The organism is Novosphingobium sp. EMRT-2, assembly GCF_005145025.1.
Lineage (GTDB): Bacteria > Pseudomonadota > Alphaproteobacteria > Sphingomonadales > Sphingomonadaceae > Novosphingobium.
In genome coordinates this window covers 231,178-256,100 of sequence record NZ_CP039695.1, presented here as the reverse complement: position 1 = coordinate 256,100, position 24,923 = coordinate 231,178, and the positions used below count along the sequence as shown (strand labels likewise).

Below are 24,923 nucleotides of genomic sequence, written 5' to 3'. Positions count from 1 at the left end.
TTGCGACGTGGCCGGGGCGTGCCGTTCGCGAACGGTCGGCACGCGCGGCGGCCGGACGCCATGGGCGGCCAACGCACGTCTGCCGATGCGGCCCCAGCCGCTCGTTCGTCGCTCAGACGGAGTTCACCGTGCCGCGGCCATCCCCTGGACCAGGGCAAGAGCGACCAGACGCCGGCAGGTCTCCTGGCTCGCGGGTCACAGCTTGATGCACGCCTTCCCAGGCCTCGCAGGATTTAGCGTCCGGCCCAGTGGCTGCCCCTTTTCCATCGAAGGGACGATGTGCATCGCGCTATCCGCTTACAGTTGCAGGGACAGCCGCGGATTTGGGAGCAAGCTCCCGCACCGCATTCCCGATTAAGCCCCTTGTCAGGGCACCGGCGCGATCAATGAATGCTGAAAATATCCAACATTCAGCGGGCCGATTAGACGATGCGGTTGCGGATGCCAATGCCTTTGCTTCTCGGTGCAGCAAGGAGCGTGGGATTTGAGCATCGTCAGGATTGCGCAAGTCGCGCCATCCTGACGCAGTACTGAGCTCGAGCGCCGCATCGCTCAGGCCGCGATTCTGATATCGCTTGTTGGAACAGCGATGCAGGGGAGGAACTCGCCGGGGCGCAGCGAACAGGCAAGGCCCGGCCCATGTTCGACGCTCCCGGAAGCAAGATGGCGGCGGCAGAGGCCGCAGTGCCCGGCCCGGCAGTCGGACACTGCCGGAATGGCATGCGTCTCCATGGCGGCGAGCAAGCTGGGATAGCCCTCGACCGGGATTTCCGCCTCGCCTACGGTCATGGTGAAATTGCCGCACAGACCCGCGCTGGTAGCAAACAACTCGTAGTGGATGCGCGAGCGCGGGACGCCCTTGTCGCGCAGCCCCTGTGACAGATCCTCGATCATCGCGTGCGAGGCACAGAACAGGTAGTGGGCACGGCCATTGTCGGCGGTGACAAGATCGGCTGCGCTGAAACGGCCTGTATTTCCTTCCCACATGTCGTCCTGCCCCGTCAGGCGGGCGTGGTATCGGAAGGAGGTCCATTCCCGTGCCAGCGTTTCGAACTCTTCGTGAAAGATCAGGCCCGGCAAGCTTCGCGCCGTGAAGAACAAGGTGACGGGGCCACTAGCCCGCGCGCGCAAGGCATGGATCATCGACCTGAGCGGAGTAATGCCGACACCGGCCGCTATCAACACGATAGGCGCGTTATCGCCGATCTCCGGCAGGACGAAATCACCCTCCGGCAGACGGCATTGCAACTCGTCACCTTCACGGATCGTCTCGTGCAGCCAGCCCGAGACGCGGCCCATCGGTTCCTTCTTGATCGTCAGGCCGTACTCGCCGGGCGAGGCATCCCAGCGGTCGAGCGAATAGCGGCGCTCGGCGTGGTTTCCCGCCGGAAGCAGGGGGCCGAGGACGGTCAGATATTGTCCGGCAATGAAAGGACGGCACTTGCCTCCCACCGGCGTAAGATGGAGCGAGAAATGCGTTTCGTCATGATCGATCCGCCGGGTCACGCGGAACAGGTGCGGCCGCTGACGCCATGCATCCCATCGGCGACGCAGCGCCCTTCGACCGGCGTCGGTCAGCCAGAAGAGGATCGCCAGAAGCGCCAGTCCGCAAAGGGCGAGCAGCAGGCTGAGCATAGCGTGTCCTGCTATTCGGGACCGGTCAAACTGGCTGAGCCTTCTGCTTTTGACTGCGCCACCACATCCAGCCGCCGGTAAGGCAGAGCATCAGGAGCGTCGCGCCCAGAATGTCGATCCATATCCACTCGGCGCTCTTGCCGAAGAAGAACTTGCCGGTGTGGAGGTCCATGACCAGCTTTTGCAGCGTGTAGGCTTCCGGCTCCCTGGCGGCGAGAACCCCAAGCTTGGCGAATCCGGGAGCTTCGATCCAGCTCTTGCCACCATCGGAACTCAGCAGCGTGCCCTGGTCCTTGAGATAGGCGACAATGCCATTGGGCATCAGCCCCAGACCATGGAAGTCGCCCTCGCGAAGCTGTGTCCACGCGCCGCTCCCGGCCCTCTGCCAAAGGCCATACTTGCCGGCGGCATAGAGCGTACCCGCAGCATCGGCCTTGACCGAACGGAACTCGCCCTTGGGTATGCCCGGCTCACGAACCGGGAAGCCGCCGACCATCCTGAACAGGCCCGCCTGGCTGGCGATGAAGGTCGCATCCCCAACCGTAGCGACGTCGCGCACGATGACTTCGGGCATCTTCATGTTCATGGCATTGCCCGCCATGGCAGGCGCGAGTTTCAAGTCCTGGGTGCCCAGAGACTTGTCGTGCGCAATGAAGATCGCCGTCGCGCCGATGATGAACATCGGAATGAGCAGCGCGATGCTCACCCACTTATGCCACCCGCGTGCGGAACCCATCGCCATAGCCACCCCGTTTGCAATTCATTCTCAGTATGACCCGCCCTAGCCGAGATCGTTGACCGAAATCAAGGATCGGTCGGATACAATTGTTATTGCGAAGCGTTCGCATCTACCATATTGCGCGGTTCATCCGGGGGGATTGATGGCTACACTTGCGGTATCAGGGCAAAGCAAAAGCACGCGGAATACCGTGGGTTTTCCGCTGCCCGCTGCTCCCCCGCAGACAGGCGAATCCAATATCTTCACAGCGAGAGAGGTAGATTCACCGCAATTTCGAAGTGAAGGGCCAGTCCGAAACGAACTGGTTTCATTGGACTGTGAGAGATCGCAATATAACCCCGGCGCGAATCGAAAAATTGCGTTCGCTGTAGCCTCCCTGCTTCACGGGTTGGCGATGGCAGCTTTGTTCGCAGGGTTCGGCCCAGGCCTTGGTCCTCTTCGTGTCGAGAAATCCGAGCGCCTGACAGTCGTCCAGCTTGCGCCGCCCGCTCCGCCGCCAGCGCCAGCCGCCGCTGAGGCGGCAGAGCGGAAGGCGGTTCAGGCACCGGACATGAAGGCAGCGGCCATAGCGGACGTTCCTGCACCGGTTTCCATTAATCTCGCTCCCAACGTGTCGCCGACTGCGGCTGTCGCAGCAGCTTCGCCTGCTGCTTGGCCGCCAATGCGGGACGACGCACCCAAGCCGACTGTTGCAGAAGCGCCGCCCGCACCCGATCGAGTAGAAATCAAGCAGCAGCAGAGCCGCTATGCAGGCGTACTGATGGCCCACCTCGGCCGGCACAAGCGCTATCCGCGCGAACTGCGCGACGCCGGAATCCAGGGGCGTGGTCTGGTGCTGTTCAACCTGACGGCGGATGGCCGGATCGCCAGCCTCAAGCTTGTCCGTTCGACCGGTTCGCCGGAGTTGGACCGCCAAATCCGCTCGATCTTCGAGCGGGCACAACCCTTCCCGATCCCGGACTGGAGCCGGGACGTATTCCAGACCAGCTACACCCTGCCGGTCGACTTCACCATCACCAGCTAGAAAAGAAAGACGATATAATGACCTTGCAGCCGATTCAGGCCCCGGCCTTCCGCACCCTTCGTTCCCAATGGATGATCGGGGTGGCCCTTATCGGACTGTTCGCCCAGCCCGCCCTTGCCGCTGAAACGGACGGAGGCCCCCAGAAGGGTGAGGTGTCGCAGGAGGAACTCGACAACAGCGTCCTTCTTCCGAGTCTCAGCATGGCCGGTGCCTCCGAAAACAGTGTCGTCATCACCAATGACACTTCGGCAACCGCGACGATCACCCGCAAGGACATCGAACGTCGTCCTTCGGGCTTCATTCTCAACGGCGTCATCAAGCGGCTGCCCGGCGTCTATACCGGCGGCGGTCCTGGCGAAGACAAGGATTTGCGCCTGCGCGGCCTCGACAAGGAATATTCGCGCCTGCAGGTCGATGGCATCCAGTTGCCGGGCGGCGGCGAGAAGCGCGAGTTCAACCTCGACATCCTGCCCAACGCCCTGATCGGTTCGGTCACCGTGATCCGCAACGCTCCCGCCGAGTTCGAAGCGGACGGGCTTGTCGGCCGCGTCCATGTCGAGACCCGCGCCATCCCCGAGGAGCAGCAGATCGATGCCGACATTGCGCTGGGCGGCACGAAGTTCGGGAGCGATGACGGCTGGGGTGGCTCCTTTGCCTATGGCAACCGCTTCGGCGAACATTTCGGCTTTCAGGGCGCGGTGTCATACGTCGATGAGCCGAACATCAAGAGCAAGGACAAGCTGACTGCGGCCGGATTGCTGTCGTCACGCGAAGTCGAGGACAAGCCGACGAAGCGGTTCGCCATCGATCTCGACGCCGGTTATTTCTGGGAAGGCGGTGAATTCCATATCCGGCCCAAATACTTGTCCTCGCCCGAGGACAAGTTCAAGACCGCATTCGCGTACAAGATCACCGGCACGACGGTAATGTCAACGCCGGTATAAAATGGGGCCAGCCACCGGTTTAAAAGTGGGCCAGTCAATTCAAACAAAAAGCCTCAGTTTGAGGCTGGGTTTAATCGGCGTCGGGGAAGCGGCTGTAGCGTAGCGGAAGCCGATTTCCCGACGCCGATTGCCGTTTCTGATCAGGTCATCTTGCTGCTCTCCTTTTCCTTTTGTCGCTTACGGCTGCTAGCAAGACGGAAGCTGTCACCATTCATCTCGAGGATGTGGACATGGTGGGTTAGCCGGTCGAGGAGCGCGCCGGTAAGGCGTTCGGAGCCGAACACCGATGTCCATTCGTCGAACGGTAGGTTGCTGGTGATCAGCGTGCTGCCGCGTTCGTATCGCTGGCTGAGCACTTCGAACAGGAGTTCGCCGCCGACGGCAGTGAACGGCACGTAGCCGAGTTCGTCCAAGATCAGCAGCTTGACTGATGCCAGTTGCTTCTGGAGCATGCGTAATCGCCGCTCATCTCTGGCCTCCATCAGGTCATGCACCAGCGCTGCCGCGGTGGTGAACGCCACGCTTTGGCCCTTCTGGCAAGCGGCAAGACCCAATGCGAGGGCGGCGTGCGTTTTGCCTGTACCGCTCGGCCCCAACGCAATAACATTACGCCGCTGTTCGATCCATTCCCCGCGCGCCAGTTCCAGCACCAGTGCTTTGTTCAGCGATGGCTGGGCGGTAAAATCAAACGTGTCGAAGCTCTTGGTGTGCGGGAACTTGGCCATGCGAATGCGGCGTTCCACCATCCGGCGTTCGCGGTCGATCCGCTCGAGCTCGCATAGCCGCAGCAGATAGCGCGGATAATCGGCACGGTCTTGCGCTGCTTCAAAGGCGACCTTTTCATGCTCACGCGCAAAGGTTGGCAACTTGAGCGCCTTGAGGTGGTTGGCCAGCAACACCGCTGGCGGAACGCTGGTAGAAGTTTGCGCCATGGCAGGCAGCGGCATCAGGGACTCGGTCATGCCAATACTCCCGCCGGGGAACCGCCTGTCTGCGACAGCAAGCCCATATAGCTACGCGGGTCAGTGCGCCCGACATCTGCGCGTGGCAGGTGCGGATAAAACTGCAAGTCAAGCCGCGGTGGCCGCCGCTCGAGCCGCGCCAGCGCGATCATCTTCACGGCATCGAAGCTGATCGCCCCCAGATCCAAGGCATGAGCCACTGCCCATTCCACAAGGCTTTGCTCGAACCGCTCACAAAGCCGCAGCACCTGGATAAACTCGCGCCGCCCTTCTTTGCCGCTACGCGCCTCCATCAATCGCCGGATGCGATGCATTGGCTCGGCCAGAACCCAGCCATCAAGCGGTGCGGCCTGATCAAGTGCGCGCGGCTTTTGCTCCAGAAGCGCCAGGTAGTGCAACGGATTGGCGATGAAGTCTTCGCGTTCATAGCTGCGCGGATGCACCGCAATCTGTTCACCCCGGCAGATCACCGCGACACGGTCGACATAGCCTTTGATCACCACCTCCTGATGGGCATAGGCCGTGGGCACTGAGTAATCATTGGTGCGATAGCGCACCAGTGACATCGACGAGGCACGCCCCGTCACAATATGGCAGGGATCGAATGGCACCGCTGGCAGCGACATAAATGCTGCCAGATCGGCTTGCATGCGCGTCTCGATGTTTTCGCTGTGCCCGCGTAGCACTGCATGCCTGCGCTCCATGCATTGTTCGACAAAGCGCGCGTTCATGGCATCAAAGCTATCGGCAACCGGCATCGGAACCATGAAGTGCCGCCGCACATAACCGACCAGCCCTTCGACCTTGCCTTTGTCGTTGCCCTTGCCGGGCCGACCGAATTTGTCTTCGAACAGGTAATGGCTCTGCAGGGTCGAGAACATCCGGCTGCGCTCGCGCTTCCCGTCACCCAAGATCTGCGCCACAGCAAGTTTGGTGTTGTCATATAGGATCGATATCGGAATGCCGCCGAAGAAGGCGAAGGCTGCGACATGCCCATCACAAAAAGCCTCGGCCACCTCGGCAGGATAAGCTTTGATGAATGGCGCATCGCTGTGCGGCAGATCCATGCAGAAATAGTGGAACCGCACCAGCTTGCCGCCAATGATCCCGTCCGCCTCACCAAAATCGACCTGAGCGTGGCCAGGCTTATGGCTCAAGGGAATGTACACTTCGCGGCTGCGCAGCTTCGCCCCGGCCACGTAATCACGTACGATCGTGATGCCGCCGGTAAATCCATGCCCATCGCGCAGGCGCTCGAATATCCGCACCGCTGTATGCCGCTGCTTGGCATGCACGCTGCGATCATCTTCCAATATCTGATCGATGGTCTCGGTGAACCCGGACAACTTCCGGCTATAACTCACGCCTGTCCGACCATGCTCAGGCGGAGCCGGGAAGGCCAACATCTTGTCGACGGTCTTGCGGTTGATACCATAAAATCGCGCAGCAGAACGACGGCTCATCCCGTCTATCATCACAGCGCGGCGAACCTTGAGATAAAGTTCCACTCTCTTCACCCTCCGCCTCCGCGCAAAGGCGAAGGTCTAGCAGGAGTGGCCCCTTTTTAATCCGGTGCTACCGTCCGATGAATGGCCCCTTTTATTGCCGGTGTTCTCAGGCAATTTTGCAGAATCTCGTTCAAAACGTCGGCGACGCTATTATTATTATATAATCTCGTGATTTTTCCGAGGATGGACTGACCGACGGCAGTCTGGATGGTGGCAGGAAGGGACATGGCCGCACTCCGGATGGGGCGGTTGGACCATTCCCCTCGCCTCACCCGATCTCCCCGCCTCCCCTTTGTCGCACAGACACCAAACTGCTCAGCCATCATGCAGCGCGTGCGTCGATGAGTTCGACGAACCTCCGGCGTACTGAAGCGGCATCGGGAAAGTGATTGTCAAGACCGTGGCGACTGAGAATTCCGGCCCGCGCCGCTGCAACGGCCTTCGCTTCATCCAGCGTCGGTAGCCGTGGCGGCTTGCCCTTCACGAAGCGCAGGCCGGGCGGCATTGCGGCCTCGATCGCACGGCGCTCTGCGGCATCGGCTTTGGCCTGCACTATATCCCGGTGCAGCGACGGTGTGAGCAGGCGCGGAGCCACGTCGGCGAGCCAGCGCCCGGGCTGGAACGAGAAGGTCGAAGCCGCCTCCATGCCGACCAGATGACGATAGAGATCGCGATTGTCGGCGGCATCGACAGCCGCGGCAAGGTCGTGGGCGGAGGCAAGGACGCAAAAGGCGCAGGACAACCGGGTCGCACCGAAGCGGCAATAGGCCTCATGTAGCGGCAGGCCATGACGGGCATGGGCTGCAAAGACATCCTCGACCGTCCAGTCGACGCCGGGATACCAGTTAATCATCCGGGTGCCTGCGGCATTCCCCGGCTTGGCGAAGCGCTCGTCTGCCCGTGAAATCGGCGTATCCCGCCGACCATGGCTTTCGGCGCGGCGAAGGCCGATCACCGAAACGACCGTATCGCCGCGATACCGCCGGGCCAGCGCCGGTCCAATCACCTGCGCCTTCAATTCCGAGGTGCAGAAGCGCTTGTTGGCCTGACTCCACGGACCGATCAGATGGTAGAGTTCGAGATTCTCGTAGCGGCGGCACCCGTTGGCGAAGCGCTGTTCCCAGCGCGCGATCATGTCGCCGGCACTGCGGCGCACTACGATGAGCGGAAGGCCAAGACGCTCAGCGATCGCGGCGACAGTCGCGGGTGTCGAACGCCATTCGGCGCGGCCGAGATCGGCATGGATAGCGATGCGCCGTTCGCGAGGATGTCCCATATGGTCGAGCAGGGCGATGGCGGCCTGGGCAGAGGCGGTGGAGTCCTTGCCGCCCGACAGATTGAAGGCGAACCAGGCACGGCGCGCTATTGCGTAGATGATCAGGTCATCAATGGCAGCGTCTAGGTCCGTGCCATCGATTGGACGCACTGATGAGAGCGTGATAGCCACCGCGTTTCTCCGATGCCGGTTTTGGAGTCAGTTTACAGCGAGGAGAATGGCGAGCGCCTGGCGGATTACCTCATCACCGCCGCCATTCACGATCACGGCAGCAGGATTGGTGGCGGTGACTGCCCGCGCCACAAGGTCGAGGGGGCGCTTGCGCAGCGGATACTGGAATATCTGGCCCCGCTCGATCGTGACGAGGTTGGTGCGCAGCAACCGCTTCAGCCTGCGATGTTCGAGTTCGTGCGCAAGCAGGTCGCCGACTTCAGCCTCGAGGTCATGTTCAAGGGTGAGGCCCTGGAAAGCGCGGATCGGACGATTGGCCTTGAGCCAGGCACTGACTTCGGCCTCGGTCCATCGCCCGGTCTGGCGGTAGAAATCACAGCCGCCCTGCCCCTGATTGCGGGCGTCGAAAGCATGCTCGCCATCGATCCAGACCTCCGCCGAATAGGCATTGGTCTCTTCCGACAGTTTCGGATTGTGATTGATGCGGCGTAGTTCGATTTTCATGGAGTCCTCCTGTCACCACCCGCTTTCCGAGCCTGCGCACGGCCTCCTCCCTTCCCTTCGGGATCACTGACCAACATGCAGAGGGCGGGATTGCAGTCGCTGGGCATTCGGGCGTGCGGGCACAACGCTGTCTTCGCGTTGCGTCGCGAACAGTGACGTCTTCGTGCCACGGCCAATCACGACGTCCGATGTGGCATTACCAGGGAAATACGGTCAGGCTGGTGATTTCGTCGGCATCGCAGTCGAACAGCAGGTAGTCGCAGCCTTGGTCGCGCCCAAAGCGCATGGCGGCGAGCACCTCTTCAGGGATCTGCTGACGATCGGGTTCCTCGGCCTCGCGGGTCGGAATGAACCATCCATAATGCGTCGAAGCGACCGCCAGCGGACGGCTGGACGGTTCAAGCACGGCCCAGGCGTCGAGCAGGTCGGCGGTCTTCATGCAGACATGTACGGTGCTGAGCACGAGGTAGCGCCCGAACTCCACGGCGATCTCCTTGTCGGTTGACGGGATGTGGGCATGCCGGTGCCCCGTCGGCGAAGGCGCGGCACCGGCATGGTCATGGGCGGCTCAGTTGACCTTTTCGAGGAGCTTGCGCGCCTTGCCCTCGATTTCGAGGCGTGTGTCCTGGTTGGCCTTGGTGCGGGCATGCGCGGTGATGCCCTGCACGAAGTCATATAGGCTCTCGGGCGGGTGGCCTTCCTCGGCGAGCACCGTCGCGATGATCTTGCCGGTTTCGGCCTTGGTGAAGCCGCGCTTCCGCAGGAAATCCTCACGGTCCTCGTCCTTACGAGCGACGATGCGTTCGCGGGCCTGTTTGATCCCCTCGACGAAGCTTCTCGGCGAGGAATCGGCGAAGTGTTCGAGCGCGGGCGCGGCCTCGTGGGCGAAACGATTGGCGGCGAACTTCGAGTGGCGGATGTTGATTTCCTCGAAATTTTCGACACCCCAGAGGTTTCGATTCTGACACACAGCTCGGAGATAGAAAGTCGCGATTCCCAATGCCTTGGCGCCGACTTCTGAGTTCCAGGCGTAAAAACCGCGAAAGTAGAGATCGGGCTCACCATTGGGCAATTTACCGGCCTCGATCGGGTGCAAATCGTCGACCAAGAATACGAACACATCGCGGTCGGACGCGTAGAGCGTGGTCGTCTCCAGACTTACATCGACATGGGGATTGTAGATCATGCTGCCCCAATCGAGCACACCCGGTACCTTCCAGCGGGTATCGCCAACGCCGTTCCCGGCGATCCGCATGACGGCGCTCACGAGTTCGTGGTCGAATATACGACCGTAATCTGGCCCAGTTACGGCGCGCAGTTCCGTCCGCCCATCGTCGGTCTGGAACAGTTTCACCTGCTCGCCGCGATGCGAGAGGAGGCCATGCTGCATGTTGATGCCGGCAAGCGCGGCGGGGAGCGTGCGCAGATAGGACGCGGGCGCGCCGACCAGGCTGGCGAGCTGCCCGAACGACCAGTTGGTGGGCGCGATCGGCCGCTCGTCGCCGGGCACGATCAATGAGAGCCGCTCGGGATTGTCGCTGCGCGCCTCGACCCGCACCGCCCGGCTCTCGACGATGCGCGTTGTGGCGCGATCAGCACGCCGACGAACGCTGTCGTGCAGCGCGGTCAGCGACAGAAAGCGTTCGTCGTCGGGGCGGGAGAACCATTCGGACGAAACGCGGTTGACATTGCGGCCACGGGAAATATCGACCCGGTAGCCGCTGCTGACCGGACGGTCACGAGAGGAACCGGCAGGCGCCGGATGGTCGAGGACATCGTGGTCGATTACGCGGGCAAGACTGGCCATGAAGCTGCTCCTGGAAACTGAGGTGAAAAGAGCCGGTGCATCGCCGCATCCGCGCTCATCCTCTCCCACCCCCTTCCTTCCAGCACCCCGCGCGTTCAGGCCGCAGCGGGCAGCCATTCGTAAAGAACGTGCGCATCCGGCTCGTGCTCGTTGCCGACAGCGATCCGCACCAGGCGCCCGTCGCAGGCAAAACTGCTGGCGCGCGGAAAGTCGCAATAGCTGCGCCCCTCGAACACGAAATCCTTCGAGCGGATCTGGATGACCTTGCGGGCCGTGCCCAGCGCCCGATGCTTGTAGGGCGCGTGCAGCAGGGTCAGGCTGTCGCCGGGCTTGAGGCGCTTCTTGAAGCTCGCCAGCGATACCAGGTTATCGACGGGATTGGCGGGCCCACGCCGGGCCGCAAGCGCTGCCCAATAGGCCGGGACGATGCGCACTTCGTTGTAGAAGGAGACCGCCATGAAGTCCTGGTAGAAGTTGGAGCGGGCGTAACCGAAACGCTCGATCTGATCGCGCACCCTGGCGATGAAGGCCTCCTGCGCCTCCCGGGTTGTCAAATCATCCGGCGCATCAAGCACCTCGGCAATGATCTTGCGGCCGCCGGAAAATCGCTCGCTGCGAATGGCGAAGCGGACTTCGGGGAACTGGCTGGCCAGATGCCGTTCGATCCGGCGGCACAGCACCGGTAAATCGTCGGCGGGGCAATAAAGATCGCCCTGATAGTGAAAATTGCCGCGTTCGTCGTGGTCGGTCTGGCTGTATAGGCGCGCCGAAGGCTCCGCCGGTGCGGATATGGTCATGGATACTGTCCTCGTGTCTGAAGGGTCAGGCTGCGCGCACGGCAGCCCAGGCGGGATAGCCGAGGCGTGTATCGCCATTGGCAACCTCGGCCTGCCAATCGGCAAGCGGATGTTCTGGAAACTCGTCCCAATGCCCCTGCCCAGGCGGCGGGGCATCGTACGGATCGCTATTCAGCGCCCGTTGGAGCATCTGCGCGGTGTTGTCGAAGACAATGCGATCAGGGAAGATAGCACCGGCACCGCCGCCGAACTCACCAATCCGGGCACGTGAACAGCTACAAGCCCACTCGAAGCCGATCGGCGCCTGCTGCAATGTGGATTGACAGCAATGCTGGATCAGTCGTGCCAAGGCGTCGGGCTGGAAGTCGGTCGTACTGTAGAGATGGACCGTGCTGACATCCGGCCGATCGAGTGTGTTGCCGCCCTCGAAATCGACCCCGAAATTGGGGAAATCGGGATCGGGAAAGATGCCGACAAATCCGCTCCAGGGATCGCCGGGTTCGAGTGGTGGAAAGGCTGCCAAGAACTCCGGCGTGGGATCGCCCGACGTGCTTCCCGCTTCGAGGTCGTAGCTCGCCTGGAAAGCTTCCTCGATCAGCGCCATTTCCGCGTTTGTGCAGGTGAAGGCGAAGCTCCCTTGGACATAACTGTCAGCCATGAAGCGCCTCCTCTACGGGAGCATCGACGGCATCATCGTCGATGATCGCGAAGGGCGGCGGCACGAATTCCGCCTGGACGAACCAGGCCTCGACCGCTTCCATCGTGCCGAGTTCGCGGACCAGGCTCCGGGCAAGCACGATCTCGTCGTTCTCGGTCATGTCGAACTGCACGGCAGTACCGACGCCCGTGAAGACCACGCGCTCGGGTCCGAAAACACCGCCGCAGCTGCCCGAACTGCGGACGTAGGGAATACCGCGTTCCTCGCAGAATTGCTCGGTCCAGTCGAAGGTGCCGCCGGGCAGTTCATATGCGCAGGCATCGAGGGTATCGCCCGCGCGGATCGAAGAGGGTTCGAGGGGTTCGCCGTCCCAATCGGCGCGGCCACCATCGCTGGAAATGGCCTCGATCAGGCCGGGAATGTGGGAACGGTGAATGGCGCCGCCGATGACGATCGACGCGCTGGCTCGGTCTGCCATGATGTTTCTCCGGATTCAGGGGATGCAGAGGGACGCGCGCGTCAGCGCTCAACAGCGGCAGCGCCGATCAGGTGGCGCAGTTTTGACCAGGCGAGATCCTCGCCCGCACGCAGCCCCCGGTTGAGGCCCTGGCCGTAAAGCCGGTAGGCGGCGGCGGTGACTTCGGGCGTGGCGGACGCGGGAAACAGCGTGACGAACTGGCCTTCGTCGTCGAGCAGTTCGAACACGTCTCCGCCCGACGAAAGCTTGGTCATCGCGATGCGGGCCGGACTGTTGAGCGCCTCGAGATCGGCGTTGAAGCTCTTGACGAAGAGCGGGTCGAGAATGGGGTCGCTGTGTGCCATGGGTTTCTCCGGGAAAGGCGCCCGACCATCCGAGCGCGCTTCCCCTTCCCCACTTCCCTTCCGGGCGATCGGTTCAGGTCCGGCTAAAACCGGTCAGGCGAGGGCGGGAAGTCCGAACGCCTTGCGGACCATGATACGGGTCGAGGCCAGCGCTGTCTCGAACGTGCGACCCATGCCGGCCAAGTCCTTGAACGCCTCCCGGCTCTGCTTCGTGCCGGTGAGCAGATCGAGCAGCAAATCTTCGTCTGGCGACGCAATTCCGCCACGTCCCACGCACATCGGACGGCGCAGCACTATCTCGTAGAAATGCATCAAGCTATCCAGCACTGGCGCCAGGATGTCGCCACCTTCGCGGACAAGCTCGGTGTACAGGTGCGGCTGGACGGCCAGTCCGGTATCGCGCGCCTCGCGCCACCGACGCGCGGAGACGAGAACGAGTCCGAGGATGGAGATCGCTCCGGCTTCGATGGGCGCCGAAAGATAGGTCATGCGATGCGCTCCGGGCGACTCGCTAATTATTGCGAATGGTTCGCAATAATTAGCGGACGGCATCTGGCAGGGCAAGCTTTTTGTGACGGCTTGGGGTGCGTAATCGCCAGTTCCGTTCGGTGGAACAAGGCTCATGCCGAGGCCATCGCTATTGCCGCGAGGACGTCCTCGGCCCGGTCCATCGGCACGAACGTTCGTGTCGAATAGGCGATGACTTCGGTGAAACAGCCCCGCGCCTTCAACCATTCGCGGTCCAGCGGATTTTGGCCGCGCAGCTCGAGGCGGCGGCTGTTGTTGACGAAGACCGACACCAGGCGAACGCCCTCGAGGCCCGGCACCGGCACACCCTCGTCGCTGCGCGCGGCCGCGATCAGTTCGGCTGGCGTCAACCGAACCGAAGCGGCGAGGCCGAACTCGGCTTCGAGCTTCTCCACCGCTGCCGGCATGACGATCCGACCGAGCAGCGCCTCGCCAGTGGCGTCGCCGATCCGCCATACGCGCACATCGTCGGCAGGCAGCTTGTGCCAGACGGGCAGCAACAGCCCGGTTGCCACGCTGATCGTCTCGACATCGAGTCGCGCGCTGGCTTCGCTCACCTCCATTTCCCAAGCTTTACGGAAATCCTCGCGTTCGATCGGCTTCCAATGGCTGGTCCAGAGCGTGCCCATCGACATGCGATCGGTGCCCGTCGGCCGGACGAGCTGACACATCGGCACCGGCTTGCCCTCATCGTCGGTGACCGACCAGGATGGTACCCGCAACGCCACCCGGCCCGAACGGCCATTGCGCAGGAAAGCGATGTCGTCGGTTCCCTCCCAGATATGCATCAGCCGGTTCCAGGATGTCGTCCAGGGGCGCATGTGCAGTTCAAGCCGGAGCAGCCGGGTTTCGGCGCCAGTCAGCGGATCCGTGCGCAGAACCTGATCGGACAGGGGGACAATTCGCTCAGCGCGAATGGTCTCGACACCCATATCGAGTGTGCCCGCTTCGCGCGCGGCATCGACGCGCGCCTGGATCAGGCCGATATATTCCTCGAAGATCGCATTCTGCGTCGCGATCCTCAGTGCCAGGATACGGTTGAGCCAGCGCTGGATCGGCGGCAGGCGCTCAAGCAGCCCGCCGCCCTGCTCTTCCACCAGTTTCAAGCCGGTCATCGCCTGAAACTGATCCATTGTCGTGCTGGAAAGCTTACCGGCGTGGAGCAGGTGATACCACTGCGTCAGCGCTTCACGGGCATAGTCGCTTTCCAAATTGTCGGCGGGATCAAATAGGTTCTGCCCGCCCGTCTGGCGCTGGCCGCGGGTCAGGGCGCCGAGGCTATCGAGGCGGCGCGCGATGGTGCTGATGAAGCGGCGCTCACCCTTGCAGTCGGTGGTGACGGGGCGGAACACGGGTGGAGTCGCCTGATTGGTGCGATGAGTGCGGCCCAGCCCCTGGATCGCGGTTGCAGCTTTCCAGCCCGGCTCGAGCAGAAAGTGGATGCGGCGCCTGCCCGCGCTGCCACAATTGAGATCAGCATGGTAAGAGCGTCCCGTCCCGCCGGCGTCGGAAAACGCGAGGATCGTCTTGCGCCCGGCCATGAAATCGTCGCTGTCGGCTTTACGAGCGCCGGCTGCGCGGGATTCGAGCTTCTGGTTGCCGCGTGGATCAAGGACGATGCGCTTCGTGCGCCCGGTCACTTCGGCCACTTGCTCGCTGCCGAAATGCGCGATCAAGGCATCGAGCGCGGCGGGGATCGGCGGCATACCGCAGAGTTGCTCAATTAGCGCGTCACGCGCGGCGAGCGCCTCCTGGCAATGGACCGGCTGGCCATCGTCGCCCACCATCATCTCCGAGCGCATCGTTCCGTCGCTCGCCCGGAAGGCGCGCAGTTGCCTCGTTGGAAAAGCGTTCTGGAGATAATCCACGAGCGTCTGAAGCGGAGAGATATCCAGCATGAGGTGAGCCCGATCCTGCGCCGAAAGTGCGGCGAGCCGCCGGTCGAGAATGGCGGCAGCCGTGGTGACGAGCTGAACGACAGCGACATGGCCTGCGGCCAGTTCCGCCTCGATCGAGCGGATCACGCTCGGTATCTTCATCGAAACCAGAACCTGGCTGAAGAATCGCTGCTTCGCGCTCTCGAATTTGGATAGCGCAGCCCCCTTGGCCTGCGCGTTCAAGGTGTCGCCCGACATGCGATCGACAATGTTCGAAGCCTTCATGGCCTCGGCCAGGTTGGAATGTATTATTTGCCACGCATCGCAGTAGGTATCGTAGATAGCGATCTGATCTATGGTCAGCCGATGTTCGAGCGCCTCATACTCGACACCTGCGAAGCTCAGGGCCCGGGCGGTATAAAGCCCCATGGCCTTCAAGTCGCGGGCAACGATTTCCATGGCTGCGATCCCGCCATTGTTCATCGCCGCCATGAACGCAGCCCGATCACGAAACGCCGTGCCCGGCCCCCAGAGGCCAAGCCTGGCTGCATAGCAGAGGTTGGCGGGATCGGTCGCGCCCGTCGCCGAGACATAGAGCACCCGCGCGCGAGGCAGCGCATGCTGCAGGCGCACGCCCGCCAGCCCCTGCTCGGAACCCCTAGCCGCGCCGAACTCGGTCTCGGTGCCGGCGGCATTGGCGAGCGCATGCGCTTCGTCGAACACCAGCATGCCGTCGAAGTCTTCGCCCAGCCACGTCCGGATCTGCTGGAGGCGCGAGGCCTCGTCATGGCGAGAGGAGCGCAGTGTCGCGTAGGTCAGGAACAGGATGCCGCTGTCCATGCCGATGGAATGGCCGAGCGGGAAGGCGTCGAGCGGCTGGATGTCGATGGGGAGGCCCCCGAGCGCAGCCCAGTCGCGGCGGGCATCTTCGACGAGGCCGGAGGCGACCGATATCCACGCCGCCTTGCGGCGTCCCCGGTTCCACTGGTCAAGAATGCAGGCCGCAACCTCGCGCCCCTTGCCGACGCCGGTGCCGTCGCCGATGAAATAGCCGGTGCGGTAGACATGACCGCCCGGCGCCTCGTTGAGCTGGTCGCCAGCATCGTTTGGGAGAAAGACGCCCGGCAGGTTGCGCTCGAAGGCTTCGCCCGCATGGATGACGGTTTCGAGCTGGGCATCGGACAGGGCCAAAACGGCGCGCTGCTGCAGCAGCGGGCGGTAGCTCGGCGCGGGCGGCAGAACCGAGGCCATGGCGACCGACTCGACCAGTTGGTCGGGGTGGGCCTTGGCACCTGCAATCTCGATGCGGGAAAGCCGCCAGGGGACATATATGCCGACAGGATCGCCCGCGGGGAGCGGCATGTCGCGGACGCTATAGTCGAGCGGAAGCGGGACATCGTCGATGCGCGGCTCGCGCTTGGGCGTAACCAGGCGCGGACCTGCCAGACCCGCGAACAATGCCGATGGCGACGCCTTTGGAGCGAGCCGCACAAGCGGCTGCGCCATAGCAGGCGCGGGCGGCGGCGATTGCGAGGGATCGAGGCGATCCGGAAGGCCGAGCACGATCGGCAGCGCCGCCTCGATGCTATCGACCGTATGGCGCGCCGTCTGGCCCGCCCAGCCCTTGTCGTAGATGATCAGCCGCACCGCGATGCTGGTGCCGTGCTTGGCGTAGGGATTGCCGAGGATGGTGATTTCAGCACGCGGGCAAACGACTTCGGCGACTGCGGTGTAACCGGCGGCTGCGCTGCCGTCAGAGGCGAAACCCGGCGACATGATCGCGACGCAGCGTCCGCCGTGGGCAAGCCGGAGCAGGGCTGAACGCAAGTGGCGCGCGCCGGCATGGCGATCACGACCGCGCCCCTCGCTGCGGCTGAAGGGCGGGTTGATCAGGACTACGCTCGGGGCAAGGCCGGTGGTCAGTCTGTCGTGGATGAACTCGGCGTCATGGGTGGTGACGTCATGGCGGAACGCGAGGCCGAGCAGTGCGGCACGCTGGTCGTCGCGTTCGTTGAGCAGCAAGCGTGCGCCCGCCCTCGCGGCATGGGCCGCGAGCATGCCGGTGCCCGCCGAGGGTTCGAGCGCGTAGTCCGACGACGTGATCCTGGCGGCTCGCGCAGCGAGCCAGGCGAGCGCAAGCGGGGTGCTGAACTGCTGGAGATCGACTTGGCGCTCGGAGCGGTAGCTCTGGGTCGGCAGGCGGTTCTGGAAAGCGAGCAGCCCCGCGAAGGTAGCCTGTGGATCGTCGCCCTGCCCCACCTGCCAGTCGTCGCGGCCGAGCAGCAGCACCTGCGCCGTTTCCAGGGCGTCATAGGCATCGCGCATCGACCACGCCCCATTGGCATCGGACGCACCGAAAGCCTCGGCCATCAATCGGGTGAGAAACTGGCGGGTGACGGTGCCGGAATGGGCGAGCGTGTCCACCACAATCCTGGCGACCGAAAACAGCTTTTCGCACCTTGTGGCGCCGATGTCGATTTCCGGCTCTGCAAGCTTGAGAAGCGGCATGTTCATAGCAGGTGATCCTTGGGAGTTCGGGCGGCCATCCGCCCCGTCGCCAATCGCCCTCCCCCCTTGCTCCCCATCGGCCGGGCACAAGGAAACGGGGCCGCGGCATGTGCGCCGCGGCCCCGTCGGGAGGGTTGGGTTGTTGGTCAGGCAGCGGCTGCGAGCGATTCCGTGCCGTCGTCCTCATGATCGCCGGGCTCGATGCCCAGATCGGTTTCCGCTGCGGCGTCCCCTTCCTCGGTCTGCTCGCCCTCCGAGTCGATCATCGAACGCGCGGTGTCATCGACCGGCACGAATCGCATGGCATCGGGCAGCCAGCTCATCGCCCGCTCCTTCGTCTCGGCTTCGACGAGGATGTCGCCAGCGAACAGCTTTTCGGCCGACGCGGCGAGATCATGCTTTTTCGACGCGCCGTAGCGATGCCGCAGTTCGACGCCGCCGACTGCCTCGAACAGGTCGAGGATCGCGGGCTTGGTGATCCGGTCGAAGTAATTCTTCGCGCTCGGCCGCCACCAGGCCGCGACGTCGATCGTAAGCTTGGAACCGAGATGATCGATGAACGCGCTACCCGTCCGGCCGGCAGGCACCGCATCGAAGGTGCGCGCGACCGCCCAGCCCAGCCAGGCGGCCCGCGCCTCGTCGGACAGCGCGCAGAACGCGTCGTAGCGGTCCCGCACATCGTCATGGTCGATCCAGCTGCGGTCGAGCGCCCCGTCGAGTTTCGCCCATTCCGCGGCCGCAAGCGTCCCGCTCTCGAAATTGGCGACGCGAGGGGACGGCGACCGTGCACGCAGTTCGCTCGCGAGATCCATGCTGCCGTAATGGCGGGTCGCGGCATCAGCCATAATGAAGGTGCCGACATCGAGCGCAAAACGCGGATCGCTCGCGACATGGACGCTGAGTAGTTCGGACTTCATCATCGCCAGCTCGTCGGCGAGCCGCTGGCTGACGACGGGTTTGGCCGGGCCATCGCTCTCGCCGCTGTGGTCCAGTCCATCGTCGCCTTCATCGCCTTCGCCGTCGTCGCCATCGTGCTCAGACGTTTCCACCGGCGCGACATAGAGCTGCTCGTGGATGCGAGGCTGGCCGTCGCGGCCGATCACGACATAGGCGAGCGCCGAGGCCTTCTGCTCATCGGTGAGGACCGGCGTGCGCGACTGAATCGCGTCGTATTCGGCTTCGAGCGCCTGAACCCGGGCTTCGTCGTCCTCGGTGTAGCCCTCGCCGTTTTCGTCCGAAGCGGCTTCTTCGATCGCTTCGAGTTCGACCTGGATCGCCTCGCAGCGCGCTTCTTCCTCGTCGGTGAGCGGCGGCAGATCGCCCTGCACTTGCCGCAGGCCATAGGTCTCGGTGTAGGGAATGTGAGATGCGGCGACCGGGCGGATCTGGGCATAGCCTTCGCGCTCGCGGATCGCTTCGGCGGCGGCGGCGAGCTGTTCCTCGGCGAGATGATCGAGGATGTCGCCGTCGATCCACATCTCGCTGGCATCGTCGGAGAAGAGATCGGCATCGATCCGGCCGCCCGCAGCGATGTAGACCTCGCGCCCGACCAGCAGCGCCTTGGGGTCGCTGCCGCGATAACCGCCCGAGGCGAGCTGGCGGCGGATCTCGCCGACATTGGCGCGGTAATAGCCCTGCCCGAGCTGTTCGAACACCGAGGCCTGGCGCGCGGTGTCGGATGTGCTGGCATAGGCCATGGCGATGTCGAGCGTGATCGCGCCCTCGCGCAGCGCCTCGAATACCGGCTCGGCGAGATTGGCGAGCCGCAGGCGCCCGAGCACGAAGCGCTCGGTGAGCCCAAAGCGCTTGGCGATGTCGGCCGGCGTCTTGTTCTCGGTCTCGATGATATCCTGGAATGCCCGGCAGGCATCGGCAGGATTCATCGCTAATTTGAAAAAGTTCTCTGACAGGCTGATCTCGACCGCGTCATTGGCATCGGCGAGGACCTTGACCGGCAGTTCGTAGTCGGCGGGGAGTTCACCCTTTTCGATTGCGCGATGGACGGCATCGAGGCGGCGACCGCCGGCGGTGATGCGGTATTGCCCCTTCTTGCGCGCGACGGGCAAGCCGATGAGGTTCTGCAGCACGCCGTGCGCAACAATGCTGGCTTCAAGCTGGGCGTCGGCCTCGGCGTCGCTGGCCTTGCGCACATTGCTCGGCGACTTGGCGAGCTTGCTCGCTGGTACGAGGATGATGGGTTGGGACATGGATATTCTCCTGACGGACGAGGCCAGACCATTCAGGCCGCTTGCCGCAACCAGCTCCCCACCCCCTTTCCTTCCGCTCGCAGGACATCATTCCAGTCGTTGAAGCCCTGGGGCGGCCAGACAACCTCGATCGTCCGGCCCGGCATCGCATAAGCATTCATGGCCTTGGCCGCGCCGATCCGCCCGCCGCGATCATTGTCGGGCAGCAGGATCAGACGGGTGACGCTGTCGGGAATGGCGATATGAGCGAGGCGTTCGTTGCCAAGCGTCGCCCAGACCGGGATGTCGAGCAGGAGAATGGCCGAGAGGGCGGTTTCGATGCCTTCAGCTAAGCCCAGTGTGTCGGTTGCCGGTGCGAGCATGACCGCGCCGCCGCCGGGATACCCCAGCATGCGGCGCGGGTTGGTGAGATCGCGGGCGCGGAGCGGTTCGTTGGGGTCCAGGAATGTCCGCTGGAGCGCGACCACGTGTCGCCGCTCATGGAGTGCCGCGATCATGGCCGGCCTGAATACGGCCAGCTTTCCTCGGCCCAACGGCGTGCGCGGGTGATATCGCAAAGCTGGCGGCAACAGGGTGATGGCGCGGCGCTGGAGGTAATGATCGGCGGGCGTTCCTGCCAGCGGACGTCCATCGTCCCATAGGTCCAGCGCCCGTTGCCGCAGCCATGCGGGGCTGAGCGCTGAAACGGATTGCGAACCATCTCGCCCGGCGCTCAGCGGAATATCCTTGTCGAGGCGCCTGATTGCACGGATTACATCGATAGTGTCGCAGCCCGCGAAGCATTTGAAGAGTAGCGCCTTCTCGCCGACGCGAACCGACAGGCTGGGTGTACGGTCATCATGGGCCGGGCACCGGCACATCGCGCCATCTGGCGACCAAATCCCGCCAAGATGCCTGACGAGATCAACCGCCTGGGACTCCAGGTCACGGCTCTGGCGAAAGCGGGATGTGGCAGACATAAAGGCTCCGAAAGGCACCTTCCCTCTCCCATCCCTCACTTCCTGAGTCAGCTTTTTGAAAAGGGAAGCGACCGGAGTCGCCAACTGCTCGGCTGCTCGGCTGCTCGTTATCCTCCACACTTCGGGTCTTGAGTTCGTTCATGACATGAAGCCAGAATTTGGCGCTTCGTTCTGCTCTTGTACTTGCCAGTCTTGTTGGTATCGCGCTCGGCTTCATCGACCCGCTCGTTCTCGGCGCCGACCTTAAAGTAGCTGCACCCACCTCGGCGTCGGTGTAACCACGGCGCCATGATGCAGGATACCGCCAATGCAGCGCCCGCCCGTAACCTGCCGATGGCATTTGGCGGCGGCGCGGTAATCGGCTCTCTCGGCGGTCTTATCGGTCTGGGCGGCGCGGAGTTTCGGTTGCCACTCCTGATCGGCACCTTCCGGTTCGCACCGCTTGAGGCTGTCATCCTCAACAAGGCCATGAGCCTGATCGTGGTCGCCACCGCCCTCATTTTCCGCACCAAGTCGGTCCCATTCGAAGCTGTCGCCGCGCACTGGCCGATAATCCTCAACTTGCTCACCGGCAGTCTCATTGGTGCCTGGTTCGGCGCCGGATGGGCAGTGCGGGCGAAGTCCGAGACCCTCTACAAGGTCATTGCCGTGCTGCTGGTGGCCATCGCGGCGGTGCTGCTCTTCTGCCACGGCTCCAGCGCGGGCCAGCCGCCATTGGCCGGGACCGCTCAGCTTGTCGCCGGTATTGTCGCAGGGCTTGCCATCGGTATTGTCGCGTCGCTGCTGGGCGTGGCGGGCGGCGAGCTGCTGATCCCGACACTCGTGCTGCTGTTCGGCACCGATATAAAGCTGGCCGGCAGCCTGTCGCTCGCGGTGAGCCTGCCGACCATGCTGGTCGGCTTCACGCGCTATAGCCGCGACCAGAGCTTCGCCGTGCTCGGCCGCAACCGGACGTTCCTTCTGGTGATGGCGCTCGGCTCGATCTGCGGAACCCTTGTCGGCGGACTGCTGCTGGGGATCGTTCCGGGATCTGTCCTGCTACCGGCGCTGGCCGCAATCCTCGTAATCTCAGCCGTCAAGGTCTGGCGGCACACGTAACCCGCGGCCTCCGGGCCACGCTCACGCGCCGACATCGACGACCGGTTCGCGCCGCGCGACAGGACGGGATCCAGATTTGAGGCAATCCCGCATTCAACGGCAATGGGGCTGCTTGTGGATCGGGTTGGGTTCATTCGGCAGGCCCAGCGTGTGAGCACCAACTGGCGTTGCGGTTTGGGCATGCCCGGTCTACATTGGCGATGCCGGGGCGAAGCAACCTCCCGGTCAGGCGTCACCGCCCAAGTGTTGCCTTGTTTGTCCGCGGCCGAGCGGATGGAAAGGCATGGGGAAGAGTGACCAAATTTGCCGAATCGACTGTTTCGACCGATCGCCCGGATTTTGGCGAACTGTTACGGGTATTCACACGTATCGGTTTTCTCAGCTTCGGGGGGCCGGCCGGTCAGATCGCGCTCATGCACCGCGAACTGGTGGATGAGCGCCAATGGGTTAGCGAGGATCAATATCTCCACGCGCTGAACTTCTGCCACCTGTTGCCCGGTCCCGAGGCCCAGCAGCTCGCCACCTGGATCGGCTGGAAACTGCACGGTCTGCGCGGCGGGCTTGCCGCAGGGCTATTGTTCGTCATCCCCGGTGCTCTGGTGATGCTCGGACTATCGATGCTCTATGCGTTTGCGGCCAACCTCGACTGGTTTGCGGCATTGTTCCTGGGAATCAAGGCGGCCGTCCTGGCAATCGTGGTGCAGGCGCTGCTGCGCATAGCGGGCCGTGCGCTCAATACCGCCTTCAAGAAGGCGCTGGCCGTGGTCGCTTTCGCCGCGCTCTTCTTCCTCAACCTGCCCTTCCCACTCGTCGTGCTCGGCGCGGGCGCGATCGGCATGCTGGTTGCTGCGTCAAAACCCGAATGGTTGGGAATAAAACCCGGCGGCGCAACTCCCGTTTCCGGCCCTCGTCCCTGGGGTCAGACCCTAAGGACAATCATCGTCTGGGCCGCCATCTGGGCGGCACCGATGGCAGTTATCCTCGTGACGCTTGGGCGCGGCCATGTGCTGTGGGAGATCGGCAGCTTTTTCTCGCAGCTCGCCGTGGTCACCTTTGGCGGAGCCTATGCCGTACTGGCTTATATGGCCCAGCAGGCCGTGCAGGGTTATGGCTGGCTCTCACCCGGTGAAATGGCTGACGGTCTCGGACTTGCCGAGACCACCCCGGGGCCGCTTATCATGGTAACGCAGTTCGTCGGCTATCTCGCTGCCTTCCGGGCGCCGGAACCATTCAGCCCGCTTGTCGCTGGTCTGCTCGGCGCGGCACTGACGACGTGGGTGACGTTCGCCCCCTGCTTCCTCTGGATCTTCACCTTCGCTCCCTGGATAGAGCGGATGGAGAACGCGAAACGCCTGAAGGGCGGTCTCGCAGCATTGACCGCCGCCGTTGTGGGCGTGATCGCCAACCTGACGGTCTGGTTCCTCATCCACGTCCTGTTCGCCCGCGTCGGCGAGGTTGAGACAGGCCCTTTGCGCCTCTACAGCCCGGACTGGACGAGCTTCGACTGGCGCGCCGGACTGCTCGCGGCATTGTCCGCGGCGCTCGTCTTCCGCTTCAAATGGAATGTCATCAAGGTGCTTGGAATAGCCGCCATCGGCGGACTGATGCTTGGCCGGTTTGCCTGAAAGGAAGTAGCTATGAGCGAAGTGTCACGCCGTACTGCGATTGGAAGCCTTGCCGCCGGAGCGGCCGGACTTGCCATCGCCAATTCCGCCACAGCCGGTGAGGCGCAGACCGCAGCGACATCCGCAGCAGTTCCGGCCTTCGCCAGCCAGCACCAACCCAAGCCGTTGCGTTTCGATCCAGCAAAGCTGGATGGGCTATCGGAGCGGCTGATCCGCTCGCACTGGGAAAATAACTATCAGGGCTCGGTCCGCGCGCTCAACATGATCGAGGGACGGCTCGCCGCCGCCATGGCCGACAAGGACTTCCCGCCGGTCGCCTATGGCGGTCTCAAGCGCGAGGAACTGCATCGCACCGGATCGGTCGTGCTGCACGAGCTGTATTTCGATGCGCTGGGTGGCAATGGCCAGGCAGCGGGCAGCATCCGTCAAGCGCTCGCCACGTCGCATGGTTCGTTCGAGGCCTGGGAGGCCGAGTTCCGCCGCACCGCGATGGCACTATCTGGGGGCTCGGGTTGGTGCATTCTCGCCTGGAACCATCATACGACGTCGCTGCACAACTACTGGTGCTGGGATCACACCAACGGTCCCGCCACCGGGACGCCGCTGCTCGTCCTCGACATGTACGAGCATGCCTTTCACATGGACTACGGCGCCGCGGCCGCGAAATATGTCGATGCGTTCATGCGCAATCTCGATTGGGAAGTCATCGATGGCCGTTACCGTGCCGTTGCGAGCGCGAGAGGATAACCGCCATGAAATGGGTCACCCGCGAACGCCCGAAGATCGACCGCATTGCCTGTCCCTGGCTGATCCTGCGCTTCGTCGATGCCGAGCCTGAATTTCTTTATGTGCCAGCCAACGAGGTTCTTGCTGTCGCTAGCAAGGAAGGAGCAACGCCATACGATATCCCGGATGTCGAGTTCAGTCACGTTGGCGAGCTATGCAGCTTCGATGCGTTTCTCGCCAAATATGCGCTCGACAGTCCCGCGCTAAGGCAACTGGCAGTCATCGTGCGCGGGGCCGATACGTCCCGGCTCGACCTTGCCCCGCAGTCAGCCGGGCTGTTCGCCATCTCGCTCGGCTTGTCAGCCCGCTACTCCGACGATCACGAGATGCTGCGCCACGGTCTTGTCGTTTATGACGCGCTCTACGCCTGGTGCCAGTCCTGTCAGGGCGAGACGCACAACTGGCCGCCTGCGATGGCGTAGACACGCCTGTCTATATGGCAGCCAGTTAACGAATTTCCGCCAGTGAAATGGCTGCTGCCTTGTCCA

General features: G+C 63.3%; 22 protein-coding genes and 1 riboswitch. Of the genes, 6 read left to right on the top strand and 16 right to left on the bottom strand.

The genetic code is table 11. The features are described 5' to 3' along the window. Positions 1–155: 155 nt before the first annotated feature. Positions 156–394, bottom strand: a riboswitch (cobalamin riboswitch). 158 nt (positions 395–552) lie between these two features. Next, positions 553–1,635, bottom strand: a complete 1,083-nt coding sequence (locus FA702_RS01375) for a 2Fe-2S iron-sulfur cluster-binding protein (protein ID WP_136954710.1) — start codon at positions 1,633–1,635, stop codon at positions 553–555. Positions 1,636–1,660: 25 nt separating this feature from the next. Next, positions 1,661–2,341 carry a PepSY domain-containing protein gene (locus FA702_RS01370; RefSeq protein ID WP_168195971.1) on the bottom strand — a complete coding sequence of 227 codons (681 nt, stop codon included), beginning with the start codon at positions 2,339–2,341 and terminating at the stop codon, positions 1,661–1,663. Between the two features lie 583 nt (positions 2,342–2,924). Between FA702_RS01370 and FA702_RS22655 the strand changes: the two genes are divergently transcribed. Next, positions 2,925–3,398: an energy transducer TonB gene (locus tag FA702_RS22655; RefSeq protein ID WP_168195970.1), complete on the top strand. Its 474-nt coding sequence runs from the start codon at positions 2,925–2,927 to the stop codon at positions 3,396–3,398. An 80-nt stretch (positions 3,399–3,478) separates the two neighbouring features. After that, a complete protein-coding gene (locus FA702_RS01360; protein WP_168195969.1) occupies positions 3,479–4,342 on the top strand; it encodes a TonB-dependent receptor plug domain-containing protein in 864 nt (287 codons plus the stop codon). A 140-nt stretch (positions 4,343–4,482) separates the two neighbouring features. Here FA702_RS01360 and istB read toward each other — a convergent pair whose 3' ends face one another. The 14 genes from istB to FA702_RS01290 form a co-directional block, all read right to left on the bottom strand. Next, a complete protein-coding gene (istB, locus tag FA702_RS01355; RefSeq protein WP_370385487.1) occupies positions 4,483–5,304 on the bottom strand; it encodes an IS21-like element helper ATPase IstB in 822 nt (273 codons plus the stop codon). Then, positions 5,301–6,821: an IS21 family transposase gene (istA, locus tag FA702_RS01350; RefSeq protein ID WP_136954706.1), complete on the bottom strand. Its 1,521-nt coding sequence runs from the start codon at positions 6,819–6,821 to the stop codon at positions 5,301–5,303. Before istA ends, istB begins: the two co-directional genes overlap by 4 nt. 313 nt (positions 6,822–7,134) lie before the next feature. Beyond that, positions 7,135–8,259 carry a phosphoadenosine phosphosulfate reductase family protein gene (locus tag FA702_RS01345; RefSeq protein ID WP_136954705.1) on the bottom strand — a complete coding sequence of 375 codons (1,125 nt, stop codon included), beginning with the start codon at positions 8,257–8,259 and terminating at the stop codon, positions 7,135–7,137. Positions 8,260–8,286: 27 nt separating this feature from the next. After that, a complete protein-coding gene (locus FA702_RS01340) occupies positions 8,287–8,763 on the bottom strand; it encodes a hypothetical protein (protein WP_136954704.1) in 477 nt (158 codons plus the stop codon). 196 nt (positions 8,764–8,959) lie between these two features. After that, positions 8,960–9,247: a hypothetical protein gene (locus FA702_RS01335; protein WP_136954703.1), complete on the bottom strand. Its 288-nt coding sequence runs from the start codon at positions 9,245–9,247 to the stop codon at positions 8,960–8,962. Between the two features lie 84 nt (positions 9,248–9,331). Continuing rightward, positions 9,332–10,570 carry a DUF932 domain-containing protein gene (locus FA702_RS01330; RefSeq protein WP_370385486.1) on the bottom strand — a complete coding sequence of 413 codons (1,239 nt, stop codon included), beginning with the start codon at positions 10,568–10,570 and terminating at the stop codon, positions 9,332–9,334. A 95-nt stretch (positions 10,571–10,665) separates the two neighbouring features. Then, positions 10,666–11,367 carry a hypothetical protein gene (locus FA702_RS01325; protein ID WP_136957195.1) on the bottom strand — a complete coding sequence of 234 codons (702 nt, stop codon included), beginning with the start codon at positions 11,365–11,367 and terminating at the stop codon, positions 10,666–10,668. A 25-nt stretch (positions 11,368–11,392) separates the two neighbouring features. Next, positions 11,393–12,025, bottom strand: coding sequence for a hypothetical protein (locus tag FA702_RS01320; protein ID WP_136954702.1), 633 nt, complete (start codon positions 12,023–12,025; stop codon positions 11,393–11,395). Then, complete coding sequence (locus tag FA702_RS01315) at positions 12,018–12,503, bottom strand: hypothetical protein (RefSeq protein ID WP_136954701.1); 486 nt, start codon at positions 12,501–12,503, stop codon at positions 12,018–12,020. Before FA702_RS01315 ends, FA702_RS01320 begins: the two co-directional genes overlap by 8 nt. A gap of 41 nt (positions 12,504–12,544) precedes the next feature. Beyond that, on the bottom strand, positions 12,545–12,847 hold the full coding sequence (locus FA702_RS01310) for a hypothetical protein (RefSeq protein WP_136954700.1): 303 nt from the start codon (positions 12,845–12,847) through the stop codon (positions 12,545–12,547). A gap of 93 nt (positions 12,848–12,940) precedes the next feature. Then, positions 12,941–13,336, bottom strand: coding sequence for a hypothetical protein (locus FA702_RS01305; RefSeq protein WP_136954699.1), 396 nt, complete (start codon positions 13,334–13,336; stop codon positions 12,941–12,943). A 131-nt stretch (positions 13,337–13,467) separates the two neighbouring features. Further along, complete coding sequence (locus FA702_RS01300) at positions 13,468–17,766, bottom strand: strawberry notch family protein (RefSeq protein WP_136954698.1); 4,299 nt, start codon at positions 17,764–17,766, stop codon at positions 13,468–13,470. A 140-nt stretch (positions 17,767–17,906) separates the two neighbouring features. Further along, positions 17,907–19,967, bottom strand: a complete 2,061-nt coding sequence (locus FA702_RS01295; protein ID WP_136954697.1) for a ParB/RepB/Spo0J family partition protein — start codon at positions 19,965–19,967, stop codon at positions 17,907–17,909. 32 nt (positions 19,968–19,999) lie between these two features. Further along, positions 20,000–21,010 (bottom strand): toprim domain-containing protein, encoded by a 1,011-nt coding sequence (locus FA702_RS01290; protein WP_255504662.1) that lies wholly within the window; start codon positions 21,008–21,010, stop codon positions 20,000–20,002. A gap of 204 nt (positions 21,011–21,214) precedes the next feature. Here FA702_RS01290 and FA702_RS01285 point away from each other — a divergent pair, with 204 nt between their 5' ends. From FA702_RS01285 to FA702_RS01270, 4 genes are all read left to right on the top strand, one after another. Beyond that, on the top strand, positions 21,215–22,024 hold the full coding sequence (locus FA702_RS01285; RefSeq protein WP_255504661.1) for a sulfite exporter TauE/SafE family protein: 810 nt from the start codon (positions 21,215–21,217) through the stop codon (positions 22,022–22,024). A gap of 293 nt (positions 22,025–22,317) precedes the next feature. Then, the gene (gene chrA / locus FA702_RS01280) at positions 22,318–23,649 is read left to right on the top strand and encodes a chromate efflux transporter (protein ID WP_255504660.1); all 1,332 of its coding nucleotides are present in this window, start codon (positions 22,318–22,320) and stop codon (positions 23,647–23,649) included. A gap of 12 nt (positions 23,650–23,661) precedes the next feature. Further along, positions 23,662–24,396, top strand: coding sequence for a superoxide dismutase (locus FA702_RS01275; RefSeq protein ID WP_136954696.1), 735 nt, complete (start codon positions 23,662–23,664; stop codon positions 24,394–24,396). A gap of 5 nt (positions 24,397–24,401) precedes the next feature. Continuing rightward, positions 24,402–24,857, top strand: coding sequence for a chromate resistance protein ChrB domain-containing protein (locus FA702_RS01270; protein ID WP_136954695.1), 456 nt, complete (start codon positions 24,402–24,404; stop codon positions 24,855–24,857). Positions 24,858–24,923: the final 66 nt, after the last annotated feature.

Excerpts from the sequence above, each read along its gene's own strand:
- FA702_RS01375 (WP_136954710.1), bottom strand. The coding sequence starts at position 1,635 with ATGCTCAGCCTGCTGCTCGCCCTTTGCGGACTGGCGCTTCTGGCGATC.
- FA702_RS22655 (WP_168195970.1), top strand. The coding sequence starts at position 2,925 with ATGAAGGCAGCGGCCATAGCGGACGTTCCTGCACCGGTTTCCATTAAT.
- istB (WP_370385487.1), bottom strand. The coding sequence starts at position 5,304 with ATGACCGAGTCCCTGATGCCGCTGCCTGCCATGGCGCAAACTTCTACC.
- FA702_RS01340 (WP_136954704.1), bottom strand. The coding sequence starts at position 8,763 with ATGAAAATCGAACTACGCCGCATCAATCACAATCCGAAACTGTCGGAA.
- FA702_RS01330 (WP_370385486.1), bottom strand. The coding sequence starts at position 10,570 with ATGGCCAGTCTTGCCCGCGTAATCGACCACGATGTCCTCGACCATCCG.
- FA702_RS01325 (WP_136957195.1), bottom strand. The coding sequence starts at position 11,367 with ATGACCATATCCGCACCGGCGGAGCCTTCGGCGCGCCTATACAGCCAG.
- FA702_RS01320 (WP_136954702.1), bottom strand. The coding sequence starts at position 12,025 with ATGGCTGACAGTTATGTCCAAGGGAGCTTCGCCTTCACCTGCACAAAC.
- FA702_RS01315 (WP_136954701.1), bottom strand. The coding sequence starts at position 12,503 with ATGGCAGACCGAGCCAGCGCGTCGATCGTCATCGGCGGCGCCATTCAC.
- FA702_RS01310 (WP_136954700.1), bottom strand. The coding sequence starts at position 12,847 with ATGGCACACAGCGACCCCATTCTCGACCCGCTCTTCGTCAAGAGCTTC.
- FA702_RS01305 (WP_136954699.1), bottom strand. The coding sequence starts at position 13,336 with ATGACCTATCTTTCGGCGCCCATCGAAGCCGGAGCGATCTCCATCCTC.
- FA702_RS01300 (WP_136954698.1), bottom strand. The coding sequence starts at position 17,766 with ATGAACATGCCGCTTCTCAAGCTTGCAGAGCCGGAAATCGACATCGGC.
- FA702_RS01295 (WP_136954697.1), bottom strand. The coding sequence starts at position 19,967 with ATGTCCCAACCCATCATCCTCGTACCAGCGAGCAAGCTCGCCAAGTCG.
- FA702_RS01285 (WP_255504661.1), top strand. The coding sequence starts at position 21,215 with ATGATGCAGGATACCGCCAATGCAGCGCCCGCCCGTAACCTGCCGATG.
- FA702_RS01275 (WP_136954696.1), top strand. The coding sequence starts at position 23,662 with ATGAGCGAAGTGTCACGCCGTACTGCGATTGGAAGCCTTGCCGCCGGA.
- FA702_RS01270 (WP_136954695.1), top strand. The coding sequence starts at position 24,402 with ATGAAATGGGTCACCCGCGAACGCCCGAAGATCGACCGCATTGCCTGT.